This is a genomic window from Kitasatospora sp. NPDC088861, assembly GCF_044750105.1.
In the GTDB taxonomy this organism is placed as follows: domain Bacteria; phylum Actinomycetota; class Actinomycetes; order Streptomycetales; family Streptomycetaceae; genus Kitasatospora.
This window is the reverse complement of sequence record NZ_JBIVJF010000001.1, coordinates 546,899-562,991: the sequence shown is the minus strand read 5'-3', so window position 1 is coordinate 562,991 and position 16,093 is coordinate 546,899. Positions and strand designations below refer to the sequence as shown.

The following is a 16,093-nucleotide window of genomic DNA, read 5'->3' as shown; positions in this document are numbered from 1 at the left end:
ATCAGGACCAGCCGATGACGGACGCGCGCATGACGTGACTCCCCGGGGTCATGGGTCTGACGGCGTGGCTGGGCGAGGACGACGGGCCCGCTCCGGGTGGGGCGGAAGCGCCCCGGCCCCGCCGGTCGCGCCCCCCCGTGCCTTCATCCGTACAGACGTGCATCCTCGCCGGGGGTTGCAGGTGGTTTCAAAGACTTTTCCGTGAGCCCCCGGCGCGGCGTTCGGGATACTTCCGGAATGACTGAAGAGCTGACGGTCCGACCGGAGACGGTGCCGGGCGGGGGCGGGGAGCGCCGGTCGCTGCGGCGGGACGTGTCGGGGCCGGCGCTGCTGGCGGGGTTGGTCTGCATCGCGGTGTCGTTCTCGGGTCCGCTGGTGGTGGTGCTCGCGGCGGCGGCCGCCGGGCGGCTGGACGCGGCGCACACGGCGTCCTGGATCTGGGCGGTGGCCATCGGCAGCGGGCTGAGCGGCTTCGCGCTGAGCTGGTGGACCAGGACCCCGGTGATCACCGCCTGGTCCACCCCGGGCGCCGCGCTGCTGGTGACCAGCCTGGGCGCGTACCCGTACCGGGAGGCGGTGGGGGCGTTCCTGGTGAGCGCGGTGGTGGTGACGCTCTTCGGGGTCACCGGCTGGTTCGGCCGGCTGATCGCGGCGGTGCCGACCGGGATCGTCAACGCGATGCTGGCGGGCATCCTGTTCTCCTTCGGCGCCGGGATCTTCGGCGCCGTGCACGGCGCGCCGGTGCTGGTGGTGGGCAGCCTCGCGGCCTTCCTGCTGGCCAAGCGGCTGGCCCCGCGGTACGCCGTCCCGGTGGCGCTGCTGGTGGGCGGGGTGCTGGCGGCGCTGACCGTCGGACTCCCGCTGCACCTGGGCTCGGGCGGGCCGACCCGGCCGGTGTTCACCGTGCCGGCGTTCTCCTGGGCGGCCACGGTGGGGCTGGCGCTGCCGCTCACGATCGTGGTGCTGGCCTCGCAGAACGCACCGGGCCTCGGGGTGATGCGAGCCTTCGGCTACCGGGCGGACGACCGGCTGCTGATCGGGTCGACCGGTGTGGTGTCGCTGCTGCTGGCGCCGTTCGGCTCGCCGGGGGTGAACCTGGCGGCGATCACGGCGGCGATCTGCTCCGGCCCGGAGAGCCACCCCGACCCGCGCCGCCGCTACGTCGCGGGGATGTCCTCGGGCGTGCTGTACGTGCTGGTGGGCAGCTTCGGCGGGGTGCTGGTGAGCCTGTTCACCGGCCTGCCGAAGGAACTGATCGCGGTGATCGCCGGGGTCGCCCTGCTGGCCTCGCTGCAGGGCAGCCTGGCGGCGGCGGTGGCGGACGAGCGGGGGCGGGACGCGGCGGTGGTGACCTTCCTGGCCAGCGCCTCGGAGATGAGCCTGTTCGGGATCGGCTCGGCCTTCTGGGGCCTGCTGTTCGGCCTCGGCACCCACCTGGTGCTGAACCTCCGCAGGCGCTGACGAGGGGCCTGTCATCGGCCAGATTCCAGTCATTGGGATGACTGGTGTGGTGAGGGTCATTCGGCCAGGTCGGTGACTTTTTCGGCGCGCGGTAGGGGTGACACACCCGTCCGGGTACGTCTTCGCTCCACCACCCGGGCTACGCCGGGTGACCGGAACCCCGAGGACGCACCCGCATGCCACCTGGCAACCCTGGCCGTCTCGTTCGGAGTCTGGCCGCGCTCGTGCTGGTGTCCACCGCCGTACTCCCCGCCGCCCTGGAGCTGGTCGGCCCCTCGCCGTTCGGCGTGATCGGGCCGGGCGCCCCCGCCGACCGGGCGGTCCCGCCGCACAGCGCACAGCGCGCCGACCGCCGGCCCGTCACGGCCGCGCCCACCGTCGACATACGCCGCACCGGGGACCCGGCCAACCGGATCACCCTGGTCCTGCTCGGCGACGGCTACACGGCCGCCGAACAGGACCTGTTCCGACAGCAGGTCGACCGGGCCTGGCACGCGCTGATGGCCATCGAGCCGTTCCGCACCTACCAGGGGTTCTTCAACATACGGCGGGTCGAAGTGGTCTCCCCGGTCTCCGGGATAGCCGAGACCGAGAGCCGCGGCCGCAACCCCGCCACCCCGCTCGGCATGCACTTCTGGTGCGAGGGCACCGCCCGGCTGCTCTGCGCCGACGAGGCCGCCACCGCCCGGTACGCGGGCGACAGCTCCGGGCCGCAGTACCTGATAGCCCTGGCCAACTCCACCGAGTACGGCGGCGCCGGTGGTACCGGGGTGACCACCCTGGCCGGCGGCAGCCCGGACGCCGGGCGGATCATCCAGCACGAGATCGGCCACACCGTGGGGGACCTCGGCGACGAGTACGACAGCGCCCCGGACGACGCCGAGTACCCGAACCTCGCCACCCTCGACGCCGACGACATGCGCAAGAAGCAGACCAAGTGGTGGCGCTGGCTGGGCGCGGAGTCCCCGGACGGCGCCGGGACGGTCGGCGCCTACCGCAGCGCCAACGGCCTCTACCGGCCCACCCCCGACTCGGTGATGCGCACCCTGGGCAGCGCCTACAACCTGCCGTCGCGCGAGGCGATCATGGAGGAGCTGTACCGCAGGATCCGGCCCACCGACACCCCGTCGCCGCCGCCCGGCGAGGTGAGCGGGCGGCCCCGGCTGAACGTCCGGCCGGTGCCGCTGACCGGCCCGCGACAGCTGAAGGTCGAGTGGAAGGTGGACGGCGTCGCGGTGACGCCGCAGGCCGCCGACGGCTCCTGGCTGGACACCGACCAGCTGAACCTGGCCCCGGGCCGGACGGCCACCGTCACGGCGACCGTCCGGGACACCACCGACTGGGTGCGGGACGAGGCCTTCCGGGACCGCTACATGACCCGGTCGGTGTCCTGGACGGTGACCGGCTGACGCCCGGTCCGCGGAATCCGTGGAGTCCGCGCCCCGTGGAATCCGTGGTCCGTGGAGTCCGTGGTCCGTGGACGATCGACCGCACCCCGCACTGGGCGTCCCATCATGGGATGACTAGTCTGGTCGCACTATGACCGTGGAGCCCGCCCGCTCAGCCGCACCCCTGTCCGTCCCCGCTCCCCGAACCGCCGACCCGACGCCGCCGGTCGCCCCGACGCCGTCCGCCGCCCCCGCACCGTCCCCGCCCGGCGGGCGCGCGGCCTGGCTGGCCTGGTCCATCGGCGTCAGCGTCTACATCCTCGCGGTGATCCACCGCACCAGCCTCGGCGTGGCCGGACTGGACGCCGCCGACCGCTTCGGCATCGGCGCCTCCGCGCTCTCCACCTTCTCGATCCTCCAGGTGCTGGTCTACGCGGCCATGCAGATACCGGTCGGCCTGCTCGTCGACCGGATCGGGCCGCGCCGGGTGCTGCTGCTCGGCGTCGTCCTGCTGAGCTTCGGCCAACTGGCCTTCGCGTTCAGCTCCTCCTTCGCCCCGGCGCTGGCCTCCCGGGCGGTGCTCGGCTGCGGCGACGCGATGACCTTCATCAGCGTGCTGCGGCTCGCCGCCCGGTGGTTCCCCGCCGCCCGGAACCCGTTCGTGGCCCAGCTGACCGGCCTCGCCGGAATGGGCGGCAACCTGATCACCACCGTGGTGCTCGCACAGGCCCTGCACCGCGAGGGCTGGACGCCCACCTTCACCGCGATCGCCCTGCTCGGCGTCGCGGTCTTCGCGCTGGTCGCGCTCTTCCTCAAGGAGGCGCCGGCGGCGGCCGTACGGCCGGTCGAACACCCGCCCGCGCCGCGGCCGAACGTCGGCCGGCAGGTCCGCGCGTGCTGGCGCGAACCGGGCACCCGGCTCGGGCTCTGGGTGCACTTCACCACCCAGTTCCCCGGCAACGCCTTCGGCCTGCTCTGGGGCCTGCCCTACCTGGTGGAGGCGCAGGGCCTCTCCCGGGCCGCGGCCGGCGGACTGCTGACCCTGCTGGTGCTCAGCAACATGGCCTTCGGCTTCCTGTTCGGCCGGGTGCTCTCCGTCTCGGCGCGGGCCCGGATGCCGATCGTCCTCACCGTCATCACGGCCACCGCCCTCGGCTGGGCGCTGGTCCTGGCCTGGCCCGGCGGACACCCGCCGATCTGGCTGCTGTCCGCCATCATCGTGGTGATGGGCAGCAACGGCCCGGCCTCACTGGTCGGCCTCGACTACGCCCGCGCCAGCAACCCGGTGGAGCGCCTCGGCACCGCCTCCGGGATCGTCAACATGGGCGGCTTCATCGGCACGATGATCACCCTCTTCGGCATCGGCGTCCTCCTGGACGGCCTCTCCCCGGCCGGCACCGACTCCTACTCGGCCGACGCCTTCCGCTGGGCGTTCTGCTGGCAGTACGTCCCGCTGGCGGTCGGCACCGTGATGATCCTGCGCCTGCGCCGCAAGGTCGCGGCGGAGGAGAAGGGGCTCTGACCTGCGAAGGGCGTCGAAACTATTGCTTTGGGTGATGGTTTCCCGCCGCTACAGCCCGATGCCCCGGAGCACCTCGGTGATCTCTGGCGGCCGTCCGTAGAGCTGGACCCGGTCGATCACACAGAGCACCGTGCCCTCCGGCGGCATCATCGGTGTGCGAGCCGGATGCGCCCCCGGTCGGGTCGGCTGCTCGGCGGCTTCGCGCCGCATGCGGATCAGGTCCAGCAGCTTCAGTTTTGGGCAGCCGGGGACGATTCGGCTGGCCCGGATTCCGACTCGTTCTTCGCCCGGGCAGGCGAAGTAGGCGCCGAACGGTGGTCCGCTGTCCTCTTCGCGGTTCGGTAGGTGGAGGACCATCTCGCCGTGCTGGCAGTGGACCGTTCCGTCCGAGTGGACGGTCAGGCCGGGCCAGTCCTCGTGGTCGATCTCGGCGACGATCCGTACCTGTTGTCCGATCGCCTCTGCCAGGGTCTCCGCCATCCGCCGTTGCTGGGCGGGGATGTCGGTGTCCCCGCGACGGACGGAGGGGATCAGCTCGTCGGTAACCCATTCTCGGAACGGTCTGGCCGTGTCCTTGTCCGACCGCATGAGGAGGCCGTACAGACCTGCCTCGCTCACCACGCCGAGTAGTGGATTCCCTCGACGATAGGCTTTCTGACCTGTAGGAATCCGGTAACCCTTGTTCCGAACAAGGGTTACCGACCGTAGGTCGACGACACGGTGCTGATGGTGTTCCAGCACCTTGACGGTATCTGTCGGGTTTCCTCGACCCAGGACTCGGCACACGTCCGCCGTGACGAACCACGGTTGTCCGTCGATCATCACGACTCTGATCGGTTGCCCCGTGACCGGGAAGCTCGACCGGACCAGGACCATCTGTTGCTGTTCGCCGTCCATGGGGACGCCCCTCCTTCTTCCGGGTGGTGGCGGGAGCGCCCGGAACAACGAGGTCGAACGGGTGAGGTGCTGGTGCTGGATTGACGGATGGATGCACGAGTGGTGCCGACCCGGCGCGCACTCGTGCGTGTACGCCGGGTGGCGTGCGCTGTGGGGTGGCTGGGGTCAGATGGTGACCGCGAAGGCGGACAGGACGCGTTCGGCGAGTTCCTGGACCTGTGCCGGAAGGTTGAGGCGGCGGGGGCGTAGGGTTTCTGACCTGCTGAAACGTCGTAACCATCGCTTTTGGCGATGGTTACCGACCACAGGTCGACGGTGCGGTGCTGGTGGGTCTCCAACCTCTTGACGGCGTCGGGCGGATTACGCCGGCCCATGACTCGGCACCCGGCGCGCACTCGTGCGTGTACGCCGGGTGGCGTGCGCTGTGGGGTGGCTGGGGTCAGATGGTGACCGCGAAGGCGGACAGGACGCGGTCGGCGAGTTCCTTGTCGCCGTCGATGGTGACCGGGCCGGGGCGGCCGCGGCCGCAGGCGAGCCGGAGGTAGGTCTCCCAGTCCATGGTGAGCTGGACGTCGGGGGCCAGGCTGATCGACTCGTCGACGGTGCCGCGGCCGGTCGAGTCGACCCGGACGGTGCGCAGGAACTCCACGCGGCCGGTGACGTCCAGAACCATGGCCGTTCCGGCCGGGGCGCCGGCCCGGTGGGCGACGGCCTTGGGCAGCAGCCCGAGCAGGACGTCCCGGGCGATCAGGGCGGCCGGGGAGTCGAGGTTGCCGGGGGTGTCCAGGGCCCGGCGCAGGTCCTGCTCGTGCACCCAGACGTCGAAGGCCCGCAGGCGCAGCAGCTCGTGGTACGGCACGTCGCGGCTGTTCGGGCCGGCCGGCCAGCGCACCGGCTCCAGGGGTGTCTGCTTGGCGTTCCGCAGTGCCCGGGAGCGGCGGATGATCGTGTACTCCAGCTCGCTGGTCATCTCCAGAGCGGTGTGGCAGCGGCGCTTGTCGACCGGCAGTTCGATGTAGCGGGCGAAGTCGGTGGTGACGTGGCGAAGGTCACGCGGCAGGGAGTGGATCGGGCGGGGGTCGCCGAGGAGTTCGGACTCGACCGCGATGATGTGCGAGACGACGTCCCGGACCGACCAGCCGGGGCATTCGGTGGCCCGGTTCCAGGAGCCCTCGGGGAGGGGGGCGACCAGCTCCGATATGGACTCGATGCTCTGGGCCCACGCCTCCGTGTAAGCCTGCACGGTCTGGTTGTCCGTCACGGGAATCTCCGGCCCTCCGTCAGCTTCCTTGCCCTCTGCGCCCGGCCTCCCCGGTCGGCCGGGATGGTCCGGCTTCCAGGCGCACACGCTAACCGCACGTTACGCTGCCGGGAGACAGCTGGGCAGCGCTTTCGGGTGACGATCGTAGGTCTCTTGCCGTGGACGGTGGTACTGTGCGCGCTTCATTGATCCAACTCGGGGTCTCCGACGCCGAGCCGCCCGCCGAACGGCGGGCCCGGGCCGCCGCGCTGGTCCGGGCGCAGCAGGGCGCGGACCTGGTGGTCCTGCCGGAGCTGTGGCCGCTCGGCGGCTTCGCCTACGACCTGTGGTCGGACGGCGCCGAGACGCTGGACGGTCCCACTTCGGACGCGATGGCGGCGGCCGCGCGGGCGGCCGGGGTCTGGCTGCACGCCGGTTCGATCGTCGAGCGCGACCCGGACGGGCCGATCTACAACACCTCGCTGCTGTTCGCCCCGGACGGCGAGCTGGTGCACACCTACCGCAAGATCCACCGCTTCGGTTTCGACAGCGGCGAGGCGGTGGTGATGGGCGCCGGGCAGGAGATCGTCACCGCGGCCACCGACTTCGCCACCCTGGGCCTGGCCACCTGCTACGACCTGCGCTTCCCGGAGCTGTTCCGGGCGCTGCTGGACGCCGGCGCGCAGCTGCTGGTGGTTCCGGCGGCCTGGCCGGCCCGGCGGCGCGAGCACTGGACGCTGCTGGCGCGGGCGCGCGCGGTGGAGGAGCAGGCGTTCGTGCTGGCCTGCAACACGGCCGGGACGCACGCCGGGGTCGAGCAGGCCGGGCACAGCATCGTGGTGGACCCGTGGGGCCGGGTGCTGGCCGAGGCCGGCACGGAGGAGCAGGTGCTGACCGTCGAGTTCGATCCGGCCGAGGTGGGCAAGGCCCGCGAGGAGTTCCCGGTGCTGCGGGACCGCCTGCTGGGGATCCCCGCGCCGGTCCAGCGCTGATCCTGGCCCGCCCCGGCCCGGTCCGGGCGGGGGAGTCCGGGGGCGCCGGGGCCTCCGGGGGGTTGGTTTGTACCTTCTCGGGGCGGGTTTGAGAAGATGAGCACTCGTCGTGTTCCCCGCCGCTCGTTGGCCGGTCCGCCGAGGGGCGGCCTGATCGGCCCGCCCCAGGAGGTTGCGCGCATGCCCGGCAACGGCGCAGGCGACACCCGTCCCGTCATCCAGCGCAACAGCCTGCGCGAGCAGATCGCCGGTGCGCTGCGCGAGGAGATGATGGCCGGCCGGTTGGCGGCCGGCCGCAACTTCACCGTCAAGGAGATCGCCGAGCTGTACGGCGTCTCGGCGACCCCGGCCCGCGAGGCGCTGGTCGACCTCGGTGCGCAGGGGCTGTTGCGGGCCGAGCACCACCGCGGGTTCACCGTGCCCGAGCTGGGCTGGGACGACTTCCTGGAGATCTTCGAGTCCCGGGTGCTGGTCACCGACAGCTACTACCGTCAGTTCTCCGCACGCAGGGCGCTGCCGGACCTTGCCAGGCTGCCCTCGCTGCGCCGCCGGGCCGACGCGGCGGTCCGGGCCGCCCGGGCCGGGAACCTGGACGTGATGGTGGGCTGCGACCGCCGGTTCTGGCAGGAGGTCGCCGCGCTGATCGGCAACCGCCGGATCGGCGACTACCTGGACTGGCTGCGGGTGCAGTCGTGGATGTTCGCCGCGCCCTACCTGCGGGAGCTGCCCGTTCTGGCCGAGGTCTGCTGGGACCGCCACCTCGACCTGGTCGACGCCATCGGCGCGCGGGACCTGGTCGGCGCGCACCGGATCATCTGCGAGTACAACCTGTACACCGCCCGGCTGCTGGCCGGGCTGGCCGGGCGGCCGCTGGAGTCGGTGACGGTGCTGGGGCTGCTCACCGAACCCCTGGACGGCGATCCTCTGAATAGCGAACCCCTGAATAGCGAACCCCTGGACGGCGAGCCCGGTGGCGGCGGACCCGGTGGCGGCGGGCTCCTGGACGGCGGGCCCGTGCCGCCGGCCCCGTCCGCCGAAGCCCCGCCGGTGGCGGCCGAACTGGCCCCCGGCCAGGCGTTCGACCAGGTCGGGAGGGGCCGGCGCTGGCCGGGCGAGGAGGTCGGCCGGGAGCTCGGCCGCGAACTCGGGCTGGGCCTCGGCCTGGTGCCGCAGCCGCGCTCGGTGCCGTACGGCCGGTTCGGCCGGCGGCTGCCCGAACCGCCCCCGGACGCACCGCAGGGACGGCCCGACCCGCGCCCGGCCCCGGGCCGGTAGGGTGGGCGGTCGTCGAACCGGGCGTCCCGCACAACGGCCGTCCGGGTACCGACCCCGCCCCCGTCGTCGTCCCGCCCTGCGGGCGACCCCGTCGCCCGGAGAGGAACTGCCGGCCATGGCCTGCGACCTCTGGCTCGTCCCGCTCGTGGACGTGCTGAGCCACAGCCCCGACAATCCCTTCAGGGACGATCTCGCCCTCTACAACGCGGTGTTGGCCTCCCGCGGGCTGCCAGAGGTGCCGGTCTACCAGTACGTCCCGGGGCTGAGCGGGGCGGTCGAGCCGATAGCCGCCTTCGACTACGACTCGCTGCACTTCCTGCGCCGTGCCTACCTGCTGGGCCTCACCGGGCTGGACATCACGCCGGTGGACTCGCTCGGCGGCGACTACGAGCAGCTGCTGGAGATGTTCGAGAGCAGTGCCGAACAGTCGCACCTGGTCTGGCACTTCGACCACGCGGGCGCCTACGTGCCGATAGAGTTCCCGGCGCCGCTGGTGGACGACGCGCTGCTCGCCTCCGGCGGTCCGCTCGGCTCCAGCCACGGGCTGCTGCGCGAACTGCAGGCCGTCGCCCCGGCGCTGGGCCTCGACCCGCTCAACCCGCCGGACCCGACCCGGCCGCTCGGCCCGACCGGCCTGGAGCAGCCGTTCGGGCCGCCGCTGGACGACCTGCACCCCTTCGCCCGCGAGCGGCACGCCTGGGCGGGCCTGTACGCGGCGGCGACCCGCAGCCTCGCCCAGGGCTCGATGGTGGTCTTCGCCTGAGGCGTCCGGCAGCCTTTTGCCCGAGGCGTCGCCCGCCGCATCCGCCCGGGCGCCGCGTCTGCCCGGGCGCCGTACCCTCCCGCCGCGTCCGCCCGGGCGCCGCACCCTCCCGCCGCACCGGCCCGCCCGCCACGGCAGGCGGCCCGCCTTCCCGCCCGCTACCGCAGCGGCCCCTCCGGCGGCCGCTGGCGCGGCATGGTGGGCCGGGTGCCCGGCGGCGGCAGCACCCGCACCTGGGCGCCCACCCCGCTCTCGCTGCGCCCGCCCCAGGTGCCCGGGGCCTGGGTGGGCAGCTGGGTCATGGACGCGCGGAACTCCAGCATCCACTCCGAGGTCTCGGTGCGGACCATGTCCGAGACGTCCTCGCAGAACCGGCGCAGCACGCCGAGGCAGCGCTCGGCGGCTTCGCCCGCGGTGCCCTCGGTCGGGCCGAGCACCTCGCGCACGCACTCCGACGCCCAGTCGAACTGGAAGGCCTCCAGCCGGCGTTGCAGCGCCTGCGCGGTGCTGACGTCACGCATCCAGCCGGAGGTGAGGCCGAACACCCGGTCGGTGCCGTGGCAGGCGGCGGCGAGCGCCAGGCCGACGTAGCCCCAGCTGGTGCCGTGTGAGACCGCGCCGGTCAGGTCGACCAGCGGCGCGGTCACCCCGCCCACCGCGAAGCCGGCCGTGCCGAACCGCAGCAGGCGCGCCCAGCGGCGCTTCCAGATCCGGTCCTTGCGGTACCACTCGATCGCCTCGACCGCCCGCTCCTCGGACCAGCGGTACAGCTCCTCCAGGCGCTCGGCCGGCTCGCCCCAGTCCCCGAGCGGGAACTGTCGAGTGCTCAGATCGGTCCGTCGGCGGGTGGACGCCTGGCGGGCGATGGTCGCGGCGGGCGGGTCCTCCTCGCCGATCTCCTTGCCCCAGGCACTCTCCTCGGGCTGCATTTCCGGCTGGCTCACCTGTGGGGCTCCCTGTGGCGGGCGGACTGCTGGGTCTGGCGGTCCATCGGCTGACGCGACGTCTGCCGTTGGTTGTCCAACAGCACTTCTTACCGCCAAATGGCTGACCATGGGGTCGCTTCCCCGGTGATCGTTACCGGATTCGGCCACCGGAACCCGGGGTGGAAGGGATGCGGGGGTCGGCGAGATTTCACCCGTCCGAGGGAGGGGCCGGTGACCCGCCGTCCTGACTCGGGCACCCGGTGCGCACCGAGCCGGTCCGAGTTGGAGGTTTCTCCGACATCCTCGGCGTACGGACCGCCCCGACTGGAGGATCGGACGGGACCGGAGAGCGGCCGGAACTGGCCACCGACTACCCTTGCCAAGCGTGAAGGTCCTCGTCATCGGCGGCGGCGCCCGCGAACACGCCCTGTGCCGCTCTCTGTCCCAAGATCCCGCCGTCTCCGAGCTGCACTGTGCCCCGGGCAACGCCGGGATCGCACAGGTGGCGACGGTCCACCCGGTCGACCAGCTGAACGGCGCGCAGGTCGCCGACCTGGCCGTGCGGCTCGGCGCCGCCCTGGTCATCGTCGGCCCGGAGGCCCCGCTGGTCGCGGGCGTCTCCGACGCCGTGCGCGCGGCCGGCATCCCGGTGTTCGGCCCGTCCGCCGAAGCCGCCCGACTGGAAGGCTCCAAGGCCTTCGCCAAGGACGTGATGGCCGGGGCCGGCGTGCCCACCGCCCGCTCCTACGTCTGCACCACCCCGGCCGAGGCCGCCGAGGCGCTGGACGCCTTCGGCGCGCCGTACGTGGTCAAGGACGACGGCCTGGCCGCCGGCAAGGGTGTGGTGGTCACCTCCGACCGCGCGGCCGCGCTGGCGCACGCCGCCTCCTGCGAGCGCGTGGTCATCGAGGAGTACCTGGACGGCCCCGAGGTGTCGCTGTTCGCGATCACCGACGGCACCACCGTCGTCCCGCTCCAGCCCGCGCAGGACTTCAAGCGCGCGCTGGACGGCGACGAGGGCCCCAACACCGGTGGCATGGGTGCCTACTCGCCGCTGCCGTGGGCGCCCGCCGGGCTGGTCGAGGAGGTCCAGCGGAGCGTCCTGCAGCCGACCGTCGACGAGTTGCGCCGCCGGGGCACCGAGTTCTCCGGCCTGCTCTACGCGGGCCTCGCGCTCACCTCGCGCGGTACCCGGGTGATCGAGTTCAACGCCCGCTTCGGCGACCCGGAGACCCAGGTCGTGCTGGCCCGGCTGCGCACCCCGCTGGCCGCCGTCCTGCTGGCCGCCGCCACCGGCACCCTGGACCAGCTGGAGCCGCTGCGCTGGGACGAGGGCGCGGCCGTCACCGTGGTCGTCGCCTCCGAGGGCTACCCGGCCGCGCCGCGCACCGGTGACCCGATCGAGGGCCTGGCCGAGGCCGAGACCGACGGCACCGCGTTCGTCCTGCACGCCGGTACCAGGGCCGACGAGGACGGCCGGGTGCTGAGCGCCGGCGGCCGCGTCCTGTCGGTCACCGCGACCGGCGCCGACCTGGTGGAGGCGCGCGACCGCGCGTACGCCGCCGTGGACCGGATCGCCCTCAAGGGCGGCCAGCACCGCACCGACATCGCCCTGAAGGCAGCCACCGAGTAGGGCCTGCCCCGCCTCCGCCCGCAGGGCGCCGCGCACCGTGGGATTTCCCCCCATGGACGCAGCGCCCTGCGGCGTTTCCGGGGCGGGAGTGACTCCGGGGGCCGGCGCACCGTTCGGCGGCCGGATTCCAGCCCATCGGGTGACAGCACCCGCATCCGGCTGACGTAGCCGGGCGCCCGGCCTTATGGTGCGCTGGATCGCAGTGCGACGTGGCCGTGCGCCGGGGTCGCCGCCGGGTAGCGGTGTTCCCACGGGGGGATGCTGGACGGCGTCCGGCCGGGCGGGTGCCCGGGTGCTTCGCACCGGACCGGTCGTGACCGTCCGGAATCCGGGCGGTGTCACCGGGACGAGTGGAAACCGGGGCGATCCGGAACACCCACTCGGGCCGGTGCGTCGAACATGGCAGAAGCGCCACACAGCATGCACTACCGGGGATCGGACGCCTCCGCTTCCCGGTCGGAACTGATCGTTTCGAGTCGGCTCAGGGCCCGTCGCCGGGCGCCCGAGGGCTCCGAAGGGGGTGCCGCACCGTATGGCCGCAGTCGACACCGCGCGCGCTCACGCCCAGGCGGTCCTGCGGGTCCGTGGTCTCGCCCTGGCCGCCGCCGCCATGCCCGCCGCCGTCGCGGTGGTCCTGCTCGCGGGCCGGTTCACCGGGCGGATCGGCGCACCCGGCTCCTCCGACGCCGCCGGGTGGGACGCCGCCCGCTGGGTGGTCTGCGCGGTGGCCGCGCTGACGCTCCTGGTGGCCGGGCTGACCGCCCGCGCCTACCACCGGGCCGTCCCGCCCCGGACCCCGGCCGTTCCGCTGAAACGCGCCGAGGCACCCGAGCTGTACCGGCTGATCGACGAACTCGCCGACCGGCTGGACGTGCCCGCGCCCTCCACCGTGGCCCTCACCCCGGACTGCGACAGCTGGCTGGAGGACGTGCCCCCGGTGCGGCGGGCCCGCCCGTTCCGGGCGCACCCCGAGCCGCCGGGCCCGGTCCTGGTGATCGGCTCGCCGTTCCTGTGGTGGATGCGGGCCGGCGAACTGCGCGCCCTGCTCGCCCCCGTGGTGGCCGGCACCGCCGCCTCCGCCGACCCGGAGATCGCCGCCGCCCGCCGCTTCCTGCGCAGCCTGGACGCCAGCCTGGACTCCGGCGAGGGTGCCGCCCCCGGCCTCGGCGGCGGCACCCTGGCGGGCCCGCCCCGGCCGCCCCGCCGCGGTCCGGCCGCGCTCGCCGAGCGGATCACCCGCGGGATCACCCGCCGGCTGCTCGGCGCCTGCCGAGGCCACGCCGCCGAGTTGGAGCGCTCCGTGGCGAGCTGGGCCTCCGAGCAGGCCAGGACGGTCGACTACGGCCTGCGGATCGCCGCCCAGGAGCAGGTCGGCCTGGCCTACGCGGGCTGGGACCGGCTGCTCACCCGGGTCGCGCTGCCCGCCTGGCGGCTCGGCCGCCACCCCGCCCACCTCAACGCCGGTGTCGTCTCCGCCCTCACCGAGCTGTCCCGGCGCGACCGCCTGGCCGACGGCTACGGCACCCGGCTCGGCGACCGTCCCGCCTGCGACCTGCTGGAGGAGCCCGGCACCGTCGACCGGGCGGTCTCCCGGCTCGCCGCCGAGCTGTTCTTCGGCAGCCCGGCCGCCGGAGGCTGGCACGAGCTGGAGTGGACCGACTACCCGGCCGACGTGGTGGACGCCGGCTGGCGGGCCCGCGCCGCCGCCCTCCAGACCGCCCTGGACCGGCTCGCCCCCCAGGCCCGCCCCGGCTCCCCGACGCTCACCCGGCTGCTGGTCCGGCTCGCCGAGGGCGAGGGGGAGCAGCTGGCCGCCGCGCTGGCCGCCCAGCTGGCCCGCACCACCGCCCCGGCCCCGCTGCTCGAAACCGCCCGCAGCGGCCGTGACCTGCTGGTCGACCACGTCACCGCGATGGTCTGCTGCGCCGCCGTCGACACCGCGGGCGGCGCGCCCGGCCTGGACTGGCTGGACGGTCCGGTGCTGCTGCTGGGCGGGATCCGCCGCACCGACCTGGCCGGGCCGGTCGCCCAGGCCGTCGAACAGGGCCAGGACGGCCCGCTGCGGGCCTGGCTGGACGCCGCCGACGTCCGTCTGGAGAAACCCGTCCGGTTGTGAGCCGGACAGGCGGCGCTCGGCGCTCCGGCGCGCGCCCCCAAACCGACCGGCGGGCGGCCGTCTCCGCAGGCCGGAGGCCCGGCCGGGGGAGGGCGTGAGATTCCCGGCACCAATTGCGACCGCAGGGTGACGGAGCGCCAGCACTCTGTGGTGTATTAGACCGCACGCACATCCGGGGGGCACGTGCCAACCGGGCGGAAGTGCACCTGGGAGGGGCGCGTGGGCACGGAACTCAACCGCCGCTGGGAGTCCGGAACGCACGCTTACAGCGTCTCCGACCCCTTCGGCCAGGGCCCACTGCCCTGGCTGCGCAGCCCGGACCAGTACCTGGCCGGCGCCGAGGGCGCTGTCCCCTGGTACGTCTCGGTGGACGCGCCCGGCCAGCGGCCGCTGGCGGCCGGCGCCCGGCCCAAGCCGCCGGTCGGTACCCCGCAGAGCGCCAACGACGTGGACCAGCAGATCAAGGGCTTCGCCTCGGCCGGGGTGATCCGCCCCGGCGGTTCGGTGGACTTCCGGGTCACCGTCAACCCGCCCCGCGAGTTCACCGTGGACGTCTGGCGGATCGGCCACTACGGCGGCGACGGCGCCCGCCACATGACGTCCAGCCCGCTGATCGCCGGGCTGGCCCAGCCCGCCCCGCTGGTGGTCGAGCGGACGGTCTCCTGCCACCACTGGTGGCACTCCTGGCGGTTGCAGATCCCGGTGCACTGGAAGCCCGGCGCGTACGTCGCCGTGCTGACCACCGCGGACATGCTGCACCGCAGCCACATCCCGTTCACCGTCCGGGACTTCGAGGACCGGGAGCACGCCGCCGAACTGCTCCTGGTGGTCCCGGACGTGACCTGGCAGGCCTACAACCTGTTCCCCGAGGACGGCCGCAGCGGCGCCAGCCTCTACCACGCCTGGGACGGCCGGGGCGGCCTGGTCGGCGAGCCGGAGGCGGCCGTCACGGTCTCCTTCGACCGCCCGCACGCCACCGCCGGGCTGCCGCTGCACGTCGGCCACGCGTACGACTTCATCCGCTGGGCCGAGCGCTACGGCTACGACCTCTCCTACGCCACCGCCACCGACCTGCACGCGGGCCTGGTCGACCCGGGGCGGCACCGGGCGCTGATCTTCCCGGGCCACGACGAGTACTGGTCCGAGCCGATGCGCCGGGCCGTCGAGCAGGCCAGGGACGACGGCACCTCGCTGGTGTTCCTGTCCGCCAACACCATGTACTGGCGGGTCGAGCTGACCGCCGCCGCCTCCGGCGAACCCAACCGGCTGCTCAACTGCCGGAAGCGGCAGAAGGTCCAGCCGGGCAGCCCGGCCGCCGGGGCGCCCGGTTCGGCCAGCGCGCTGTGGCGGGACGCCGGCGAGCCCGAGCAGCAGGTGCTCGGCCTGCAGTACTCGGGCCGGGTCGCCGCGCCCGTCCCGCTGATCGCCCGGCACACCGCGCACTGGCTCTGGGACGGCACCGGCCTGCAGGAGGGCGACGAACTGCCCGGCCTGGTCGCCGGCGAAGCCGACCGCTACTACCCCAAGGTGGCGCTGCCCGAGCACACCGAGCGGGTGCTGCTCGCACACTCGCCGTACCAGGACCTCGCCGGCCGCACCCGCTACCAGGAGACCTCGCTGTACCGGGCGCCCAGCGGCGCGTACGTGTTCGCGGCCGGCACCTTCGCCTGGTCGCCCGCACTGGGCCGCCCCGGCCTCACCGACGAGCGGATCCAGCGGGCCACCGCCAACCTGCTCGACCGCCTCGGCAAGAACGAGGCCTCCTTCGGCCGGGCCTCCCTCACCCGGAACGGGGCCGCCCTCGGCCAGAAACGGGGCCTCGGGGGTTCGTGAAAGACTGCGGGGGCAGTGACCTCCCCTTTCGCGCGCCCCACGCCCGC

At 73.8% G+C, this 16,093-nt stretch carries 12 protein-coding genes; 9 read left to right on the top strand and 3 right to left on the bottom strand.

All coding sequences use genetic code 11. The features are described from left to right. Positions 1–237 precede the first annotated feature (237 nt). The 3 genes from ACIP37_RS02440 (at position 238) to ACIP37_RS02430 (ending at position 4,371) form a co-directional block, all read left to right on the top strand. The gene (locus ACIP37_RS02440; protein WP_400804250.1) at positions 238–1,461 is read left to right on the top strand and encodes a benzoate/H(+) symporter BenE family transporter; all 1,224 of its coding nucleotides are present in this window, start codon (positions 238–240) and stop codon (positions 1,459–1,461) included. A gap of 176 nt (positions 1,462–1,637) precedes the next feature. Next, positions 1,638–2,870, top strand: coding sequence for a M64 family metallopeptidase (locus ACIP37_RS02435; RefSeq protein ID WP_363579840.1), 1,233 nt, complete (start codon positions 1,638–1,640; stop codon positions 2,868–2,870). Between the two features lie 130 nt (positions 2,871–3,000). After that, positions 3,001–4,371, top strand: coding sequence for an MFS transporter (locus tag ACIP37_RS02430; RefSeq protein WP_363579839.1), 1,371 nt, complete (start codon positions 3,001–3,003; stop codon positions 4,369–4,371). A gap of 48 nt (positions 4,372–4,419) precedes the next feature. Here the strand turns inward: ACIP37_RS02430 and ACIP37_RS02425 are convergent, their stop codons facing one another. After that, positions 4,420–5,268, bottom strand: coding sequence for a Bro-N domain-containing protein (locus tag ACIP37_RS02425; protein ID WP_400804245.1), 849 nt, complete (start codon positions 5,266–5,268; stop codon positions 4,420–4,422). Between the two features lie 439 nt (positions 5,269–5,707). Beyond that, positions 5,708–6,529, bottom strand: a complete 822-nt coding sequence (locus tag ACIP37_RS02420; protein WP_363579837.1) for a maleylpyruvate isomerase family mycothiol-dependent enzyme — start codon at positions 6,527–6,529, stop codon at positions 5,708–5,710. Positions 6,530–6,702: 173 nt separating this feature from the next. On the opposite strand from ACIP37_RS02420, the gene ACIP37_RS02415 reads away from it, so the two are divergent. From ACIP37_RS02415 to ACIP37_RS02405, 3 genes are all read left to right on the top strand, one after another. Beyond that, on the top strand, positions 6,703–7,500 hold the full coding sequence (locus ACIP37_RS02415) for a carbon-nitrogen family hydrolase (protein WP_063348508.1): 798 nt from the start codon (positions 6,703–6,705) through the stop codon (positions 7,498–7,500). A gap of 180 nt (positions 7,501–7,680) precedes the next feature. Next, complete coding sequence (locus tag ACIP37_RS02410; protein WP_400804241.1) at positions 7,681–8,775, top strand: GntR family transcriptional regulator; 1,095 nt, start codon at positions 7,681–7,683, stop codon at positions 8,773–8,775. 115 nt (positions 8,776–8,890) lie between these two features. After that, positions 8,891–9,538 (top strand): hypothetical protein, encoded by a 648-nt coding sequence (locus ACIP37_RS02405; protein WP_350876643.1) that lies wholly within the window; start codon positions 8,891–8,893, stop codon positions 9,536–9,538. A 158-nt stretch (positions 9,539–9,696) separates the two neighbouring features. Here ACIP37_RS02405 and ACIP37_RS02400 read toward each other — a convergent pair whose 3' ends face one another. Beyond that, positions 9,697–10,482: an SLATT domain-containing protein gene (locus tag ACIP37_RS02400; RefSeq protein ID WP_363579835.1), complete on the bottom strand. Its 786-nt coding sequence runs from the start codon at positions 10,480–10,482 to the stop codon at positions 9,697–9,699. Positions 10,483–10,849: 367 nt separating this feature from the next. Here ACIP37_RS02400 and purD point away from each other — a divergent pair, with 367 nt between their 5' ends. The 3 genes from purD to ACIP37_RS02385 all read left to right on the top strand — a co-directional run bounded on the left by purD (position 10,850) and on the right by ACIP37_RS02385 (position 16,046). Next, positions 10,850–12,097, top strand: a complete 1,248-nt coding sequence (gene purD / locus ACIP37_RS02395; RefSeq protein WP_400804237.1) for a phosphoribosylamine--glycine ligase — start codon at positions 10,850–10,852, stop codon at positions 12,095–12,097. A gap of 532 nt (positions 12,098–12,629) precedes the next feature. Beyond that, positions 12,630–14,213: a hypothetical protein gene (locus ACIP37_RS02390; RefSeq protein ID WP_400804234.1), complete on the top strand. Its 1,584-nt coding sequence runs from the start codon at positions 12,630–12,632 to the stop codon at positions 14,211–14,213. Positions 14,214–14,432: 219 nt separating this feature from the next. Continuing rightward, positions 14,433–16,046: a N,N-dimethylformamidase beta subunit family domain-containing protein gene (locus tag ACIP37_RS02385; RefSeq protein ID WP_400327217.1), complete on the top strand. Its 1,614-nt coding sequence runs from the start codon at positions 14,433–14,435 to the stop codon at positions 16,044–16,046. Positions 16,047–16,093: the final 47 nt, after the last annotated feature.

What these genes read in the sequence shown, in the direction of transcription:
- ACIP37_RS02440 (WP_400804250.1), top strand. Translation starts at nt 238, where the DNA reads ATGACTGAAGAGCTGACGGTCCGACCGGAGACGGTGCCGGGCGGGGGC.
- ACIP37_RS02435 (WP_363579840.1), top strand. Translation starts at nt 1,638, where the DNA reads ATGCCACCTGGCAACCCTGGCCGTCTCGTTCGGAGTCTGGCCGCGCTC.
- ACIP37_RS02430 (WP_363579839.1), top strand. Translation starts at nt 3,001, where the DNA reads ATGACCGTGGAGCCCGCCCGCTCAGCCGCACCCCTGTCCGTCCCCGCT.
- ACIP37_RS02425 (WP_400804245.1), bottom strand. Translation starts at nt 5,268, where the DNA reads ATGGACGGCGAACAGCAACAGATGGTCCTGGTCCGGTCGAGCTTCCCG.
- ACIP37_RS02410 (WP_400804241.1), top strand. Translation starts at nt 7,681, where the DNA reads ATGCCCGGCAACGGCGCAGGCGACACCCGTCCCGTCATCCAGCGCAAC.
- ACIP37_RS02405 (WP_350876643.1), top strand. Translation starts at nt 8,891, where the DNA reads ATGGCCTGCGACCTCTGGCTCGTCCCGCTCGTGGACGTGCTGAGCCAC.
- ACIP37_RS02390 (WP_400804234.1), top strand. Translation starts at nt 12,630, where the DNA reads ATGGCCGCAGTCGACACCGCGCGCGCTCACGCCCAGGCGGTCCTGCGG.